Source organism: Streptomyces sp. NPDC048507 (assembly GCF_043199995.1).
GTDB lineage: Bacteria > Actinomycetota > Actinomycetes > Streptomycetales > Streptomycetaceae > Streptomyces.
Window position 1 is genome coordinate 63,172 of the sequence record NZ_JBICWZ010000016.1, and the last position, 15,541, is coordinate 78,712.

Annotated in this window: 14 protein-coding genes; 1 reads left to right on the forward strand and 13 read right to left on the reverse strand. The window is 72.0% G+C overall.

The features are described from left to right. Nucleotides 1-10 precede the first annotated feature (10 nt). Complete coding sequence (locus ACGFXC_RS31110) at nucleotides 11-970, forward strand: 3-hydroxyacyl-CoA dehydrogenase family protein (RefSeq protein WP_393718216.1); 960 nt, start codon at nucleotides 11-13, stop codon at nucleotides 968-970. A 69-nt stretch (nucleotides 971-1,039) separates the two neighbouring features. Here ACGFXC_RS31110 and ACGFXC_RS31115 read toward each other — a convergent pair whose 3' ends face one another. The 13 genes from ACGFXC_RS31115 to ACGFXC_RS31175 form a co-directional block, all read right to left on the reverse strand. Next, entirely contained in the window at nucleotides 1,040-1,918 is an 879-nt protein-coding gene (locus ACGFXC_RS31115) for a BTAD domain-containing putative transcriptional regulator (protein ID WP_393718217.1), read from the reverse strand. 237 nt (nucleotides 1,919-2,155) lie between these two features. Continuing rightward, nucleotides 2,156-6,010, reverse strand: a complete 3,855-nt coding sequence (locus ACGFXC_RS31120) for an amino acid adenylation domain-containing protein (protein ID WP_393718218.1) — start codon at nucleotides 6,008-6,010, stop codon at nucleotides 2,156-2,158. 314 nt (nucleotides 6,011-6,324) lie between these two features. Next, the gene (locus ACGFXC_RS31125; protein ID WP_030237951.1) at nucleotides 6,325-7,266 is read right to left on the reverse strand and encodes a ribose-phosphate diphosphokinase; all 942 of its coding nucleotides are present in this window, start codon (nucleotides 7,264-7,266) and stop codon (nucleotides 6,325-6,327) included. 14 nt (nucleotides 7,267-7,280) lie between these two features. After that, a complete protein-coding gene (locus ACGFXC_RS31130) occupies nucleotides 7,281-8,351 on the reverse strand; it encodes an alkene reductase (protein WP_393718219.1) in 1,071 nt (356 codons plus the stop codon). Between the two features lie 69 nt (nucleotides 8,352-8,420). Beyond that, complete coding sequence (locus ACGFXC_RS31135; RefSeq protein ID WP_393718220.1) at nucleotides 8,421-9,365, reverse strand: pseudouridine-5'-phosphate glycosidase; 945 nt, start codon at nucleotides 9,363-9,365, stop codon at nucleotides 8,421-8,423. A gap of 10 nt (nucleotides 9,366-9,375) precedes the next feature. Next, nucleotides 9,376-9,609: a tautomerase family protein gene (locus tag ACGFXC_RS31140; RefSeq protein ID WP_393718221.1), complete on the reverse strand. Its 234-nt coding sequence runs from the start codon at nucleotides 9,607-9,609 to the stop codon at nucleotides 9,376-9,378. A 160-nt stretch (nucleotides 9,610-9,769) separates the two neighbouring features. Next, nucleotides 9,770-10,714, reverse strand: coding sequence for an EamA family transporter (locus tag ACGFXC_RS31145; RefSeq protein WP_393718222.1), 945 nt, complete (start codon nucleotides 10,712-10,714; stop codon nucleotides 9,770-9,772). Continuing rightward, a complete protein-coding gene (upp, locus tag ACGFXC_RS31150) occupies nucleotides 10,711-11,379 on the reverse strand; it encodes a uracil phosphoribosyltransferase (RefSeq protein ID WP_393718223.1) in 669 nt (222 codons plus the stop codon). The genes ACGFXC_RS31145 and upp overlap by 4 nt, the downstream gene beginning before the upstream one ends. A gap of 98 nt (nucleotides 11,380-11,477) precedes the next feature. Next, a complete protein-coding gene (locus tag ACGFXC_RS31155; RefSeq protein ID WP_351822707.1) occupies nucleotides 11,478-12,167 on the reverse strand; it encodes a phosphoribosylanthranilate isomerase in 690 nt (229 codons plus the stop codon). Nucleotides 12,168-12,312: 145 nt separating this feature from the next. Then, the gene (locus tag ACGFXC_RS31160) at nucleotides 12,313-13,251 is read right to left on the reverse strand and encodes an alpha/beta hydrolase (RefSeq protein ID WP_393718224.1); all 939 of its coding nucleotides are present in this window, start codon (nucleotides 13,249-13,251) and stop codon (nucleotides 12,313-12,315) included. A gap of 74 nt (nucleotides 13,252-13,325) precedes the next feature. Next, the gene (locus ACGFXC_RS31165) at nucleotides 13,326-13,547 is read right to left on the reverse strand and encodes a hypothetical protein (RefSeq protein ID WP_393718225.1); all 222 of its coding nucleotides are present in this window, start codon (nucleotides 13,545-13,547) and stop codon (nucleotides 13,326-13,328) included. Between the two features lie 7 nt (nucleotides 13,548-13,554). After that, nucleotides 13,555-14,052 (reverse strand): nuclear transport factor 2 family protein, encoded by a 498-nt coding sequence (locus tag ACGFXC_RS31170; RefSeq protein ID WP_393718226.1) that lies wholly within the window; start codon nucleotides 14,050-14,052, stop codon nucleotides 13,555-13,557. Nucleotides 14,053-14,111: 59 nt separating this feature from the next. Continuing rightward, entirely contained in the window at nucleotides 14,112-15,536 is a 1,425-nt protein-coding gene (locus ACGFXC_RS31175) for an NDP-hexose 2,3-dehydratase family protein (RefSeq protein WP_393718227.1), read from the reverse strand. Nucleotides 15,537-15,541 lie beyond the last annotated feature (5 nt).

The following is a 15,541-nucleotide window of genomic DNA, read 5'->3' on the forward strand; positions in this document are numbered from 1 at the left end:
GGGCGGGCGGATGAGCCACGGTGCGGCGCGCGAGCCGCGACAGCCGGACGAGGACGAAGGGCGCCGCGCGAGGCGGGCGCGCGAAGAGGCGGAGGAGCGCGTCGTCACCGTGATCGGCGCGGGCACCGTCGGGCTCGGCTGGATCGCCCTGTTCCTGGGCCACGGACTGACGGTACGGGTCAGCAGCCGCCGTGCGGACGCGCCGCGCGCCGTCGCCGAGGGGCTGGCCCTGCGCGTCCCGTACCTGCCCGACGGCTGCGCGGACCCGGCGGGCTTCCCCGGGCGGCTGTCCTTCGAGCCGGACCCGCAACGGGCGGTGGCCGGCGCGGACGTCGTCGTCGAGGCCGTGCCGGAGGACCTGGAGCTCAAGCGGGCGCTGTACGAGCGGATCGGCCGGGCCGCCCCCGCCCGGGCGCTGCTGCTGTCGTCCGCCTCCGCCCTGGACCCGGACGCCATGGGCGCCCGGATGGCCGACTCCGGCCGGCTGGTCGTGGGCCACCCCGGCAACCCGCCGCACGTGGTGCCGCTGGTGGAGGTGGTGGCCGGCCGGCGGACCTCGGAGGCGGCCGTGGAGGAGGCGGTGCTCTTCCTGGAGTCGGTGGGCCGGGTCCCGGTGGTGCTGCGCGGCCCCGCCGTCGCGGCGTCGGCGGCGGACCGGCTCCAGGCGGCGCTGCTGCGCGAGGCGGTGCGGCTGGTGCGCGAGGGCGTCGTCACCGCGGAGCAGCTGGACCGGGTGGTCACGCACTCCCTCGGGCTGCGCTGGGCCGCCGTCGGCCCGTTCCTCGGCTTCCACCTGGACGGTGCGCAGGGCGGCCCGCGCGGCCGGCTGGACGCCGGGACCGCGGCCCGGCTCGCCGAGCGGGCGGGGCGGGCCTACGGAGCGACGGGGCGGGAGGACCACGTACGGGAGCGCGACGCCCGGCAGGCGGCGGTCCTGCGCGCGCTCGCCGGGGTCGACGGCCGCGGCTGAGGCCCGCGTACGCACGGGAGTCCCGCTACGGCCCGCACGCCGTACCGGGACTCCCGTGCGTCGCGGTGCTCAGAACGCGGTGCGGGCCGCGGGCGCTTCCCGGCGGGCCGGGACCTCCTGGCCGGGGACGCGGGGACGCACGGTGCGGGCGGCCCGGTCGGCGCGCTCGGGCCGGTCGGCGCGCTCGGGCTGCGGGACGGGGCTCAGCAGCCGTGCCTGGAGCTGCTTGAGCTCCAGGGAGGGCTCCAGGCCCAGTTCGTCGGCGAGCAGGCGCCGGACGTTCTGGTAGGCCTGGAGGGCCTCCGCGCGCCGCCCGGCGGCGCCGAGGGCGCCGATGAGCTGGCTGTGGAACCACTCGTTGAGCGGGTAGTCGTTGATGAGCTTGCGCAGCTCGGGGATGGACTCGCGGTGCCAGCCGAGCTGTTCCTCGCAGGCGATGCGGATCTCGAAGGCGCGGATGCGCAGTTCCTCCAGGTGCACGACGTGCCCGGCGAGCAGGTCGCCCGCGGGGAAGTTGGACAGCGCCGGCCCGCGCCACAGGTCGAGCGCCTCGCGCACGGTCCGCAGGGCGGTGAGCGCGTCGCCCTCGCTCAGTTCGAGGCGGGCCCGCGTGACGAGCGACTCGAATATCCGGATGTCGATCTCCGAGTCGTCGGCCTGGATGGAGTAGCCGGGCGGGCTGGTGAGGATCAGCTGGCGGCCGGCCGGGGCGAGCGACTCGTTCGTGAACATCCGGCGTGCGTGGTACACGTACGTCTGGAGCGTGGTGACGGCGCTGCGCGGCGGTTTCTCGCCCCACAGCTCCTGGATGAGCGCGTCGGCCGTGACGATCTCGCCCGGCCGGGTGAGCAGCAGCGCCAGCGTCTGGCAGACCTTGGGGGTCCCCGGCCGGTAGGTCCTGCCGTCGTCCGTGACGATTTCGAAGGGGCCGATGAGATTGAAACGCATGGGTGATGACTCCTCGTCAGCAGGACAATGCGATGAGCAATCCGCCTGAATTATAAGAAGTCTCTTCCAGTCCTCTGATGCGCGTCAACCAGCCATTTGTCAGGGCGTAGTCAACTTGCGTCAGCATTCGGAATGCTTTTCACAGATCCCCGTCACGGACCTCCGGAAACACAAAAAGACGGCCGCCCCGCCGGATTTCTCCGGCGGGGCGGCCGCATGGGGTGGACCGGCTCGCGACTACTCTCCGAGCAGGTACCGGATGTGCTTGACCAGTTCGCCGATGTCCGGGGTGCGGAGCAGGCTGTAGTGGTCGGCGTCGAGGTCGATGACCGTGGGCGGCTCGGCGGAGTAACCACTGCTGTTCTCGATGAACGAGTAGTCGTCGCCGCGGGCCTTGAAGATGGTCACCGGCGCGCCCAGCGTGCGCTCGGACAGCTCACGGAACGAGTACTCGAATTCGTAGGTCTGCCCCACGACCGAGATGATCCGCTTCGCCAGATCGATGTCGATGCCCTTGAGCTCGCTGATGAATTCGGCGAAGGATTCCTCGTCCGTCGCCGATTCCAGGCACCGGTCCAGGTCCGGACCCGAAATGGTGCCGGTGAACACCGAGAAGAGGATCGTCGTGTAGGCGCGGTTGGCGAAGGACGCCTCCCGGCCGTACACCTTTCCGTTCTCGGCGCGCACGGTCGGCGAGCCCGGGGCGATCAGGAAGAGGTTGTCGACCTTCTCGCCCGCCTGCTCCAGCTGGAAGGCGGTCTCGAAGGCGACGCGGGCGCCGAAGGAGTAGCCCCACAGGGTGTAGGGGCCCTGCGGCTGGAGCTCCTTGATGGCCTCGATGTCGGCCTTGGCCATCTCCGTGATGGTGGCGTACGGGGCTTCGCCCTCGTTGATGCCGTGCGCCTGGATGCCGTAGAACGAGCGGCCGAGGCCGATCTCGCCGGCCAGCGTGCGCAGGTTCATCGGGTAGCCGCCCAGGCCCGGCCAGCACAGCACCGGACGGTCCTTGCCGGTCTCGGCGTGCAGCCGCACCAGGCGGGAGGACTCCTGGGCGACCTCGCGCTCCAGGCGGCGGGCGAGCTTCTCGACCGTCGGGGACTCCAGGACGCTCTGCAGCGGCAGGGAGACGGCCAGGCGCGAGTTGAGCTCGCGGATCAGGCCGACGGCGATCAGCGAGTTGCCGCCCGACTCGAAGAAGTCGTCCTGGACCGAGACGCTCTCGCGGCGCAGGGACTTGGCCCACACCTCCGCGATCTCCTTCTCGGTCTCGGTGCGCGGGGCGACGAAGGGCCGCTCCACGAGCTCGGCGTTGACCTGGTCGGAGGCGGCGAGCGCCTTCGCGTCGATCTTGCCGTTGGCGGACAGCGGCAGCCGCTCGAACACCACGACCCGGTTCGGGATCATGTAGTCCGGCAGGAAGCTGACGAGGTCGTCGCGGATCAGCTCCGCCGGACCGCGCATGTGGACGCTGTCCTCGCGCATGCCCTCGTGACCGAGCTGCTCCTCGCTGACCCGGCCGCCGACGAAGAAGTACGACGGACCGCTGTCGACCCCGGCCGCGTTCAGGACGGAGTCGATCCGGCGCGACGCGGGCAGCGGGTTGCCGGTCTTGGAGCTGTAGCCGGAGGACATGAAGCCCAGGCCGAGCCCGTTCATCATCAGGTGCTGGAGCTTCTTGCCGAGGGTGACGTAGTGCAGCCAGTCCTCGGGCGCCCGGCTGACCACGCTGATGCCGAAGCTGGCGGCCTCGTACACCGACTGGTTGATGGCGATGACCTGCTTCTTGAGGACGATGTCGTCCGAGAAGCGGGTGAGCTCGCCGTCCGCGTAGCGGTACTGGCCCTGCGGGAGGCCCTCGATCTTGCCGCCGTGGGTCTGGACGTAGACCTCGGCGTGGTCCTCGCGCTGACCCGTGTGCGGGACCAGCTCGAAGGTGCCGAGGTAGTAGTCCTCCTCGGGGACGTCCAGCAGCTCGCGGACGGCCGGCTCGAAGGCCAGGTCGCGGATGTCCAGGCCGTAGGCCGGCAGCACCTGCTCGAAGAGGCCGACGATGTGGCCGGTCTCGATCTCCAGGACCTCCTGGATGTTGTTCTTGTAGACGGGCTCGATGCCGCCCTTCTTGCCCATGAAGTGGATCCGGGCGGTGGGCTTGCCGGTGGCGGCCCGCTCGCTGATGAGGACGAGCTGGTGGCGGACCGGCTGGTAGTAGTAGTAGCCCGGCTTCAGCGAGCCGACGCCCTCCAGCTCGAAGTACATCTGCGTCGCGTACAGCGCGCCCGGGGAGGCGTAGCCGTACTTCGGCAGCAGCCGCTCCTCGCTGACGTACTGGCCGAACCAGCGCAGGATCTGGCCCAGTTCGGCCGGCGCCAGGTCGGCGGACTTGCGCGAATAGGCCGCGGGGACCTTCGCGCCGAGCAGCGAGAGCAGGTCGGACTGGGTGACCGCGCCGCCCTCGTAGAAGCGGTACGTCTTGCGGGCGAAGACCCGGCTGCGCTGCTCGGGGGTGGCCTGGGCGCCCGGCAGGTCGAAGGTGGAGCGGCCGGCCAGCTCGGAGTCGTCGCGCAGGCCCGGGTTGGACAGCTGGGCCTTGACCTGGAGCTTGCTCTTCTTCGAGGCGTGGTGGGAGCCGTGGTTGCCCTGGTCCATCAGGGCGGCTTCCTTCTCGCTCAGCTCGACGCAGGCGATCAGGTTCTGGAATCCGGTGCGGCCGTCGTTCTTGACGATGACCGCCGCGTTGCGGACCCAGTCGTGGTTCTCGATCGCCAGGGATATCTCGTCCAGCTCGACGCGGTAGCCGCGCAGCTTGACCTGGTTGTCGGCGCGGCCGGCGAACTGCACGGTGCCGTCCGGGTTCCACTGGCCCAGGTCGCCCGTCTTGTACAGGCGGGTGGTGCCGGCGCCCTCGGCGAGCTCGATGTCCAGGAAGCGCTCGGCGGTCAGGTCGGGGCGGTGCAGGTAGCCGCGGGCCAGCTGGCCGCCGCCGATGTACAGCTCGCCGATCTCGCCGACGCCGACGGGCTTGAGGTCCTCCTTGCCCAGGATGTGGTACTGGGTGTCGTGGACCGGGGCGCCGATGGAGATGGACTGCGGCGCCTCGTCGAGGGCGGCCGGGTCGACCACGAACGAGGAGGAGTTGATGGTGCACTCGGTCGGCCCGTAGACGTTGATCAGGGCGCGGCCCGGCATCTCCTGCGTGACCTGGACGGCGAGCAGGCGCGAGAGCGCCTCGCCGCCGCTGAAGATCTGCTGGAGGGAGACGCACTGGTCGAACTTCTCGGTGTCCAGCAGGCCCTGGAGCAGGGTGGGCACGCACTGGAGCGTGGTCACGCCGTACTTGACGATGGTCTCGATGAGGCCCTCGGGGTCGGCGTAGACGCCGGGGGCGCCCATGACGACGGTGGTGCCGTTGGCCGGGGAGAGGATCTCCCACTGGGCGGCGTCGAAGCTCATCGGGGTCTTCTGCAGGATGGTCTTGCCGCGGTCGATCGCGTAGGTCTCGCGCAGCCAGCCGAGCTGGCTGACGATGCTGTGGTGCTCGATCATCACGCCCTTCGGCTTGCCCGTGCTGCCGGAGGTGTAGATGACGTACGCGAGGGTGTCCGGGCGGGCGCCGTCGACGATGGGCGCCTCCTGCTGTCCCTCGGGCAGGAGGAAGGCGTCGGAGTCGCGCAGGGTGACGACGGTGACGTCCGCGGGCGCGAGTTCACGCAGCCGGGACACCAGGCGCTGCTGCGCCAGGATGATCTTGGCCTGGCTGTTCTCGATCATGTACCGGAGGCGGTCCTCGGGGTACTCCGGGGACAGCGGCAGGTAGGCGGCTCCGGCGGTCAGGATGCCCCAGGCACCGACCATCAGATCGATCGACGGTTCGACGAAGAGGCCGACGCAGTCGTCCGCCGCCACGCCCAGGTGTCTGAGGTAGGCGGCCAGGGCCGAGCTGCGGGAGGCGAGCTCGCGGTAGGTCAGCCGCTCGTCACGGTAGACGACTGCGGTCGCCTCGGGGTGCTCGGCGACGCGCTCCGCGAGCAGGCCGGGCAACGTGGTGGTGCCGCGCAGGGTGGGCTCGAGCACGGTGGTCTCCTGAAGTGTCATTTCCCGCTTCCTTACGTTCCGTTGTCGAGCAGCGGGCGCGCGCACGCCCCCGCGACCGGGCCTGCGGTCGAGCGGTCGGCCCGGTGTGCGACGGCTCACCCGTGCGCCTGGGGGGAGGTGTCCGCCCTGGGGCGGCCACCGCGCCGGCGGTGAGCGTCGGGGCCGGGAGGAACCTCCCGGCGATAAGAATCAGAGAAACGAGGGGCGCAGGTCAGGAGCCTCGCCACCCCGGAAAGAACCGGAACGGCGCGGTGCGTGCGGCCGCCTCCCCCATCGGACGGACGGGCCCCCGTCAGGCCCGTCCGCCCGGGCGATCACCGGCTCTGCAGGAGCCGGGTCACTGATCCGTTTTCGAACACCTCACGGGAGGCCCCGGCGATGAGCGGGGCGATCGACAGGACGGTGACCTTGTCCAGTCCGAGGGCCCCGGGCACCGGCAGGGTGTCCGTGAAGACGAACTCGCTGACGCGCGAGTTCTTCAGGCGGTCCGCGGCGGGGCCGGAGAGCACCCCGTGCGTGGCCGCCACGATGACGTCCTTCGCCCCCTGGGCGAACAGCGCGTCGGCCGCGGCACAGATCGTGCCGCCGGTGTCGATCATGTCGTCGACCAGGACGCAGACCCGGTCGCGGACGTCGCCGACCACCTCGTGGGCCGTGACCTGGTGGGCCACGTCCTTGTCCCGCCGCTTGTGGACGATCGCGAGCGGGGCGCCGAGCCGGTCGCACCAGCCGTCGGCCACGCGCACGCGGCCCGCGTCGGGCGAGACCACGGTGAGGTCCTCGCGGTCCACCTTGGAGCCGATGTAGTCCGCGAGGACCGGCATGGCGAAGAGGTGGTCCACGGGGCCGTCGAAGAAGCCCTGGATCTGGTCGGCGTGCAGGTCGACCGTCAGGATCCGGTCCGCGCCCGCGGTCTTGAGCAGGTCCGCCACCAGGCGGGCCGAGATGGGTTCCCGGCCGCTGTGCTTGCGGTCCTGCCGCGCGTATCCGTAGAACGGCAGGATGACCGTGATGCTGCGGGCCGAGGCCCGCTTCAGCGCGTCGATCATGATCAGCTGTTCCATGATGGACTTGTTGATCGGCGCCGTGTGGCTCTGGACCACGAAGCAGTCCGCGCCGCGCACGGAGGCGTGGTAGCGGATGTAGATCTCGCCGTTGGCGAAGTCGATCGCCTTCGTCGGGACCAGCGTCGTGCCCAGCTCGGCGGCGATCGCCTCCGCCAGCTCGGGGTGCGCGCGCCCCGAGAACAGCAGCATCTGCCCGGTCTCGCTCACGCGGCGAACGTCGGGTAGTCGGTGTAACCGGTGTGGTCGCCGCCGTAGAACTTGCTCTGGTCGGCCTCGGCCAGCGCGTGGCCGCTGCGGATGCGCTCCGGCAGGTCCGGGTTGGCGAGGAAGGCCGAGCCGAAGGCGACGGCGCAGGCCACGCCGGTCTCCAGCGCCTCGGTGGCGATCTCGGCGCTGACCGGGACGCCGTTCTCCGGGTGCGGGCACAGCACGATGGTGCCGGTCCACTGGGCGCGCAGGGCCGCGATGTGGTCGCGGTTGCCGCCCTCCAGGATGTGCAGGAAGGCCACCGGCGGCAGGGCCGCGACGAGGGCCTCGTACAGGGCGCGGGTGTCGTTCTCGACGATGTCGTTGTACGGGTTCGACGGCGAGATGCGCACGCCGACGCGGTCGGCGCCGATGCGCTCGGAGACCGCCTCGATCACCTCGATCGCGAAGCGGACGCGGTTCTCGACCGAGCCGCCATACTCGTCGGTGCGCTGGTTGCTGTTGTCCGCCAGGAACTGGTGGAGCAGGAAGCCGTTGCCCGCGTGGATCTCCACACCGTCGAAGCCGGCCTCGATGGCGAGCTCGGCGGCGTCCGCGTGCTCCTTGACGACCCCGGCGATCTCCTCGACCGTCAGGGCGCGCGGGACCGGGTAGTCGAGCGGGCCCTCGGGACCGTAGGCCTGGCCGGCCGCGGCGATGGCGGACGGGGCGACCGACTGGTGGCCGCTCGGGTACAGCGCGGGGTGGCCGATGCGGCCGGCGTGCATGAGCTGCACGACGATCTTGCCACCGGCCGCGTGCACGGCCTCGGTGACCGGCTTCCAGGACTCGGCCTGCTCCTGGGTGTGCAGACCCGGGCTGTTGGCGAAGCCCTGGCCCACGGCGCTGGGCTGGGCGCCCTCGGTGATGATGAGGCCGGCCCCGGCCCGCTGGCCGTAGTAGGTGGCCATCAGGTCGGTGGCCAGGCCCTCGGCGGTCGCCCGGTTGCGGGACATGGGCGCCATGACCACTCGGTTGCTCAGGGCCAGCTTCCCGAGGGTGACCGGCTCGAACAGCTTCTCGGACATGTGTCTCTCCAGACTGAGGTCAACGCGTGGTGCGGTGGTGGAACGGAAAACGCCCGCGGGCGGGGCGGATCAGCGGCCCGCGATCTCGGCGAGGTGGCGGGAGTGGGCGACGGCCAGGCGGCCGGCCGCCTCGGCGCAGGAGGCGAGGACGGCCATGTTGGCCTTGGCGGAGCGGCCTTCGGTCGCCGCGTCGACGGCGCGCATCAGGTACTTGGTGATGGCCTGGCCCGACACCCCGTCGCGGGTGGCCTCGGCGACGGCGGCGCGGATGGCCGTGTCCACCTCGGCGGAGTCGATGGCGTCCTCCTCCCGGACCGGGGTGGTGATCAGGAAGGAGCTGTTGTTGCCGAGGGCCCAGTGGGCCTCGACGGCGCGGGCGATGACCTGCTCGTCGTCCAGCCGGTGCGGAGCCTTGTGGCCGCTCGTGCGGCAGTAGAAGGCGGGGAAGTCGTCCGAGCGGTAGGCGACGACGGGGACGCACTGCGTCTCCAGGTACTCCAGCGTCAGACCGAGGTCGAGGATCATCTTCGCGCCCGCGCAGACGACGGCGACCTTGGACCGGGTGAACTGGATGAGGTCCGAGGAGACGTCCCAGGTCTCCTGGGCGCCCCGGTGCACGCCGCCGATGCCGGCGGAGGAGAAGAACGGGATCCCGGCGAGCTCCGCCGCGACGACGGAGGTGGCCACGGTGGTGGCACCCAGTCCGCCCTGCGCGAGGACGACGGGCAGGTCCCTGCTGGACACCTTGGGGATGCCCGGCAGCGAGGCGAAGCGCTCGATGTCGGCGTCGCTCATGCCGACCCGGATCTCGCCGCCCTCGATGGAGATCGTCGCGGGCACGGCGCCGCCGGCCCGTACGGCGTCCTGGACCTTGCGGCCGGTGGCCGCGTTGTCCGGGTAGGGCAGGCCGTGGGTGATGACGTTGCTCTCCAGGGCGACGACGGCCGCGCCCTCGTGGAGGGCCTCGCGGACCTCCTCGGTGTAGACGACGGGGATGCCGTTGCTTGCGCTCATCGGGGCTCTCTCAACTCTCGTTCCAGTAGCCGGGTGCCTTGAGCAGCTCGTCCCGGCGGGCGGCAATCTCGGCGAGGACCTGGCTGTCCCAGTCCTCCGGGGTGACCGGCTCGAGGGAGATCGAGACGGTTTCCTCGCCGGTGGCGAAGGTCTTCGTCACGGCGGCGGTGACCGCCTCGTCGATCGCCCTGAGCTGCTCTTGCGTGAAGTCCCTCGGGTAGTGCCGGACGTGTATGTGGGGCACGGCCTCGGTCCTCTCGCGGGGTACTGCGCGTACGTGTGGTCGTGGGGGGGGTGGGCGGCACACCGCGGACGGGGGAGGCCGCGGTGTGCCACCACCGCTCCCCGCCCGTGCCCAGGGGGGAAGGGGCCCGGCGGGGAGTCTCGGGCGGGAGTCCGGCGCGTTACGCCGGGGCGGATTCCCGCGGGGTCTTGTGAGGGGCCGGCTCGGCGGCCGGCTCGGCGGCCGGTCCGGCGGCGTCCTTCTTCGCGCCCGCCCGTGGCTGGGCGAGGAAGACCGCGCCGACGACGATCAGCGCTCCGACGATCTGGAGCGGCGAGAGCGACTGGTCGAGGACGAAGTAGCCGAGCAGCGTCGCCGCCAGCGGGGAGGCGAAGCTCAGGAACGAGACGGCCAGGGCGGGCAGGCGCTGCACGCCGCGGAACCAGATCGCGTAGGCGAACAGGGCCCCGATGATGCCGAGGTAGAGGAAGCCCCAGACGTTCTTGCCGGTGATCTCGCCGGGCAGGCCCTCACCGATCAGCGCGATCGGGAGCAGGACCAGACCGCCGACGGTCAGCTGCCAGCCCGTGAAGGGCAGCAGGCCGACGCCTTCGGGTCGGCCCCAGCGCTTGGTCAGCACGATGCCGGAGGCCATGCTGAGCGCGCCCAGCAGACCGGCGATGACACCGGTGGCGTTCAGCCCGGCGTTCGGCTGGAGGACGAGCAGCGCCACACCGGCCGCGCCGAGCGCACAGGCCGCCAGGTGGATCCGCTTGATCTTCTCCTTCAGCAGCACCGCGCCGAGCAGCAGCACGATCATCGGCTGGATGGACATCACCAGCGCGGCGACACCGCCCGGCAGGTGGTAGGCGGCGACGAAGAGCAGGTAGAAGAAGGCGCCGATGTTCAGGACGCCCAGGACCAGGGCCCGCCACCACCAGATGCCCTTCGGCAGGGTGCGCCCGAAGATCACCAGGATGAGACCGGCGGGCAGGGCACGGAGCACGGCCGCCAGCAGCGGGCGTCCCTCGGGCAGCAGCTCCGTGGTGACCAGGTACGTCGAACCCCAGATCGCCGGCGCCAACGCCGTCAGCGCGGAGTCCGTTAGGGTGCGGGAGCCCTTCATCGTGCGGCGCCCGAGTCCGTCGTGCCGAAGAAGCGGTCACCGAAGTCGCCGATGCCCGGGATCATGAACGCGTGCTCGTTGAGGCGCTCCTCGACCGAGGAGGTGACGATCTTGACCAGCGGGTGCACCGCGTGGACCGCGGCGATGCCCTCGGGGGCGGCGAGGAAATTGACGAAGACGATGTTCTCCTCGCGCACGCCGGCGTCGAGCAGGACCTCGATCGCGGCGTTGGCGCTGCCGCCGGTGGCGAGCATCGGCTCCAGGAGCAGGACGTGCCGGTCCGCTATGTCGGACGGCAGGTTCTGGTAGAAGAGGTGCGGGAGCTTGGTGGTCTTGTCCCGCTGGATGAGGACCTTGCCGATGCGGATGTTCGGCACGACCTCGCGCAGTTCGTCCACCATGGAGTCACCGGCCCGGATCACGGGCACGGCGCACAGCTTCGGAGCGAACTTCAGCCCTTCGAACGTCTCGCCGACCGGCGTGACGACCTTCACCTTGTCGAACGGCAGCTGGTCGAGCGCCGATTCGAGCAGGAGTCGGATGATGCGCCGGGAGTAGAACACGAAGTCGGCGCGCGATGCCTCGCGGTCGCGGATGATCGTGTGCATGGCCCGGAGCTGGTTGGTCTGCGGCAGCGGGTGGACGTTGTGGTGGCCGGTCGCCATCTGAACCTGCTTCTCGTCGGTCGGTGGAGACGGGCTGCGGCCGGGCCCGGGGCCCAGGGGGCCCCGGGCGGCCGCAACCGCGTGGTGGGGTGCCGAGGTCAGGAGGCCGCGATCTCGGCGAAGGCCTTGCGGGACTCGGCCACGAACTTCGCGACCTTGGCGCGGTCCTTGCGGCGGTCGGTGCCCTCCAGGAGGCTGTGGGCGTCGACGGCGGCGGGCTTGACGAAGCGGATCGCGTCGGCGACGTTCTCCGGGCTCAGGCCGCCGGCCATCATCAGGGGCTTCGGCGAGCGGCGCACGAGCTCCGCGCTGACGTTCCAGTCGTGGGTGAGGCCGGTGGCGCCCTTGGCACCGGTGGCCGGGTTGAAGGTGTCGGTGATGAACATGTCCACCGAGTCGGCGACGTCGTCGACGAGCTTGAGCAGCTCCTCGGCGTTGTCCTCCTTCACGACCAGGCTCTTGAGCACGTACAGGTCGGGGCGGTTCGCCTTGAGCTTGCGCAGCTGCTCGGGCTCGACGTCGCCGTGGAGCTGGACGGCCTTGACACCGAGCTGCGTGGTGAACGCGCTGATCTCGTCGGCGTCCGTCATGTAGCTGATGAGGACGCCCTCCTGCGGGGCCTTCAGGCCGGCGATGATCTCCGTGGCCGCGGCCTCGGAGATGTCGTCCTTGCCCGACGGGAGCCGGAGCGGGAAGCCGAACCAGTCGACGCCCTCCTCGGCCAGCAGAGCGGCCTCCTCGGCGTCGATGATTCCGGCGACCTGCACCAGGTCCTTCACGTCACTCATGTGTGTTCCTTTTCGGGATGTATCTGCTGGATCAAAGCGAGTACGGGCCGAACGAGTTGACGTGTCCCGGCATGACGGATTTCGTTACACGTCTCGGGATGCTCACGAAAAGCCTCGTTGGTGACGATCTGTTGGTCAACGGGCTTTATGTCAGATCCGCGTCAACCTTTTTCAGGTCTCTGTCAGACGGCCGGGAAACACGGACCGCCGCGGCGTCACGGGCGAGCAGGCACTCCTCCAGGAAGGCCAGAACCCGCAGGTGATAGGTGCGAGCCGCCCAGCCCAAGCTGATGTTATGACCGGAATCGGGCAGTCGGACAGCCTCCGCGGAGCCCCGGGGCAGCGGACTCAGGAGTTCCTCCAGTGCCGCGCCGTCGGTCCTCCACCACAGCTCCTGTTCGGCGAAGGTGAACCGCACCGGGACCCTGGTCCGGGCCGCGAAACGGGGGTACATGTCCGGCCAGCGGACGGTTTCCCGGGCCTCCAGGGCGGGCACCGGACGGACCAGTCCCGCGCCGAGCCGGAAGGCGTCCGGCGGGTAGAACCGCAGCGCCCCCCAGTGCCGGCGCCACTGGCCCCGCAGGTCCGCCGCCGCCCCGGGCAGCTGCCCGGGCTCGACCGCGAAGCGCCGGCCGAGCCCGCTGAGCTCCAGCCCGACCGGCGCGAAGTCGGCGTCGGCCGCGGCGGACAGCGCGAGCCGGCCGCCGTTCGAGTGGCCCACGAGGAAGTACCCGGCGCCCAGTTCGTGGTCCCGGGCGAAGCCGTCCAGGGCGGCCAGCAGCGTATCGGTCTGCCCGGCGAGCTCCTGCCCCTCGGGCAGCGCGGCCGCCGAGGCCCCGTAGCCGGGCCGGTCCAGGGCGAGGACCGCGTAGCCGAGGGCGGCGCCGAGTTCGAGCAGCGAGAGCCCGGGACGGGCCCGGCTGTCGAAGTATCCGGCGCTCATCCCCGCCCCGTGCAGGGCCACCACGACGGCCCGGGGCACCGGCCGGTCCGGCAGGGCGAGCAGCCCGGACAGCGGGACGCCGGCCGCGTCGAGAACGACGGGCCGGATCCCGGGCGGGCCGGACGGCGGTGGAGCGGGCATGCGGAGGCCTCCGGTGAGGGTGACGGTGACGGTGACGGTGACGGGGGGAGGGGACGGGCGACCGAGTGCGGCGGTCAGCCGCGGGGGCGGAGCGGGCGGACCCGGGCCGCGGCGAGCGCCCAGGCGGCCCGGCGGCGCAGCAGCGTGGTCAGGGGCGGCAGCGGGTGGCGTACGGCGTGCGGCGCGGGGTGCCGTACGGCGTGCGGCGGCGCGGGCTCGCGCAGCGGTTCCGGGGGGAGCTCGCGCAGGGTTTCGCGCGCGGGGACCCAGTAGCCGGCGATCTGCACGGCGTTCACCGGGCGCTCACAGCCGGACTCCGGCCAGCTCGGGCAGGCGGACGCCGGAGTCCCACACGACGTGGAAGGCGATGTGGTGCAGGCGCCAGCCGGCCGGGGTGCGCACGGCGCGGGCCTCCGAGTACCCGCCGACCTCGAAGTGGGCCGGCGCCTCGCCGGGCGCGTGGTGGACGTGGGTGGTGAGCTGCTGGGCGCGCAGCGTGGCGCGGTCCCCGTCGAGGACCACGCTGTGTCCGGCGGCCAGGTGGTGCGTGCGCGCCCACCGTTCGCGGGCCTCGCGCTGGAAGGCGGCGAAGGCCTCGACGCCGGTGCACACCCCGATCGGGAAGGCGAAGGTGACGTCCTCGGTGAAGAGGCCGGCGAAGCGCTCCCGGTCCGGGCCGGGCGGCCCGCCGGTGTCGAGGGCGGTGACGTAGCGGTCGAACAGCTCGCGCAGTTCGGCGTGGTCGCGTAGGTAGCGGATCTGCTCGCGCAGGTCCGCGATGTCGTCGTGGGGCGAAGGCATGGCCTCTCCAGGGGCGGACGTGATGGGCGGGTGGCGCGACGACCCGGCAGCCGGTCCCCTCAGAGGTGTACCGCTCCCGTGGTCAGGCAGGACAGCAGGGTGCGCGCCCGGACGTCGAGGGGGTGGTGGTGGCGGAGCAGGGTGGTGAGCTGCCCGGGGGTGGCCCACCGGTAGCCGGGCGGGGACTGGAGCGGGGCCTGCTCCTCGTCGGCTTCGACGAAGAGGTGGCGGCTCTCGGCGTGGAGGAAGTGGGCGCCCTGCTCGGAGTGCCACGCCTCGTAGCGGATGCGCGAGGGGCCGGCGTCGAGCACGGCGTCGAGGAAGGGCGGGCGCTGCCCGGGCGGCAGGTGCGCGTGGGCGGACGGGACGCAGTCCACGGTCGGGCCGATCTCCACGGTCCCGGCGCTGCCGGGGGCGGCGGCCCGCACCAGCAGGTGCGGCGCGCCGCCGATCCGGCGGGTCAGGAAGGCGCGCAGGCCGGTGCCCGCGGGTTCGAGCATCGGCTGGGTCCAGGAGGTGGTCCCGGGCCCGTCCGCCGTGCGGACGGCGACCGCGACGACGTCGGCGTGGCGGCCCTCCTCGTGGGTGACGCCGTGCCCGGTGCGCTTCCAGCCGGGCAGGTCCGCGAGCGGGACGCGTGCGGCGCTCAGGTCGTGGCGGGAACGCTCGGCGGTGAACCAGGAGAGCAGCTCGGTGTCCGTGTGCAGGGCGAGGCCGTCCGGGTCCGCGTGCGGGACGCAGGCGAGCACGCTGCGCGCGTCCGCGTCGATGACGTGGTCCCGGCGCAGCAGCTCACCGATCTGGCCGAGGGTCAGCCAGCGGAAGTCCGCGTGGGCCGGTACCTCGCCCACGGCCCGTACGAGCATGAGGCGGTCGCCCGCGCCGGCGCTCCACTCGCCGTGCGCGGACTGGAGCGTGTCGGCCAGCACCCGGCCGCGGCCGGGTCCGGTGAAGTGCTCCAGGTGGCGCGCGCCGGAGTCCGGACGGGCCGCGGCGAGTTCGGCGCGGGTGGTCCGTACGGTCGGCGCGAGCTGGAGCCCGTTGCGGTGGCCGGGCTGCGGCGCGGCGCGCAGCAGGAAGTGCGCGACGCCGTCGAAGTCCTTGACGAGGATGCCGAGGACGCCGGGTTCGGACCGGCGGACGACCGGCTGGTGCCACTGCCGCCCGTGTCCGTCGGTGGCGGCGTTCACGCGCAGTCCCTCGACGGTGAAGGGCGTCCGGCCGCGGCGCCCGAGGTCACCGCCGTCGGGGTCCGCGTTCCAGCCCGAGTCGAGTTCGGCGAGGGGGATGCGCTCGGTCCGCGGGCCGTGGGCCCGGCGGCGGGCCTCCAGCCAGACGTGGACGTCCGCGGTGCGCCGCACCACGCCCCGCAGGGCCGCCGCGGAGCGGGCGAAGCACTCCGGGAGGTCCGGGTCGTGGCGGGGGCGCGGGACGGCCGGGAGGCCCTCGGGGACGTCCCTCCGTCCGGGGACGGGGTGGGTCATGGGTC

Excerpts from the sequence above, each read along its gene's own strand:
- ACGFXC_RS31115 (WP_393718217.1), bottom strand. The coding sequence starts at position 1,918 with ATGCGTTTCAATCTCATCGGCCCCTTCGAAATCGTCACGGACGACGGC.
- ACGFXC_RS31160 (WP_393718224.1), bottom strand. The coding sequence starts at position 13,251 with ATGCCCGCTCCACCGCCGTCCGGCCCGCCCGGGATCCGGCCCGTCGTT.
- ACGFXC_RS31125 (WP_030237951.1), bottom strand. The coding sequence starts at position 7,266 with ATGCTGCTGTTCTCGGGGCGCGCGCACCCCGAGCTGGCGGAGGCGATC.
- ACGFXC_RS31170 (WP_393718226.1), bottom strand. The coding sequence starts at position 14,052 with ATGCCTTCGCCCCACGACGACATCGCGGACCTGCGCGAGCAGATCCGC.
- ACGFXC_RS31135 (WP_393718220.1), bottom strand. The coding sequence starts at position 9,365 with ATGAGCGCAAGCAACGGCATCCCCGTCGTCTACACCGAGGAGGTCCGC.
- ACGFXC_RS31110 (WP_393718216.1), top strand. The coding sequence starts at position 11 with ATGAGCCACGGTGCGGCGCGCGAGCCGCGACAGCCGGACGAGGACGAA.
- ACGFXC_RS31175 (WP_393718227.1), bottom strand. The coding sequence starts at position 15,536 with ATGACCCACCCCGTCCCCGGACGGAGGGACGTCCCCGAGGGCCTCCCG.
- ACGFXC_RS31155 (WP_351822707.1), bottom strand. The coding sequence starts at position 12,167 with ATGAGTGACGTGAAGGACCTGGTGCAGGTCGCCGGAATCATCGACGCC.
- ACGFXC_RS31130 (WP_393718219.1), bottom strand. The coding sequence starts at position 8,351 with ATGTCCGAGAAGCTGTTCGAGCCGGTCACCCTCGGGAAGCTGGCCCTG.
- ACGFXC_RS31145 (WP_393718222.1), bottom strand. The coding sequence starts at position 10,714 with ATGAAGGGCTCCCGCACCCTAACGGACTCCGCGCTGACGGCGTTGGCG.
- upp (WP_393718223.1), bottom strand. The coding sequence starts at position 11,379 with ATGGCGACCGGCCACCACAACGTCCACCCGCTGCCGCAGACCAACCAG.
- ACGFXC_RS31120 (WP_393718218.1), bottom strand. The coding sequence starts at position 6,010 with ATGACACTTCAGGAGACCACCGTGCTCGAGCCCACCCTGCGCGGCACC.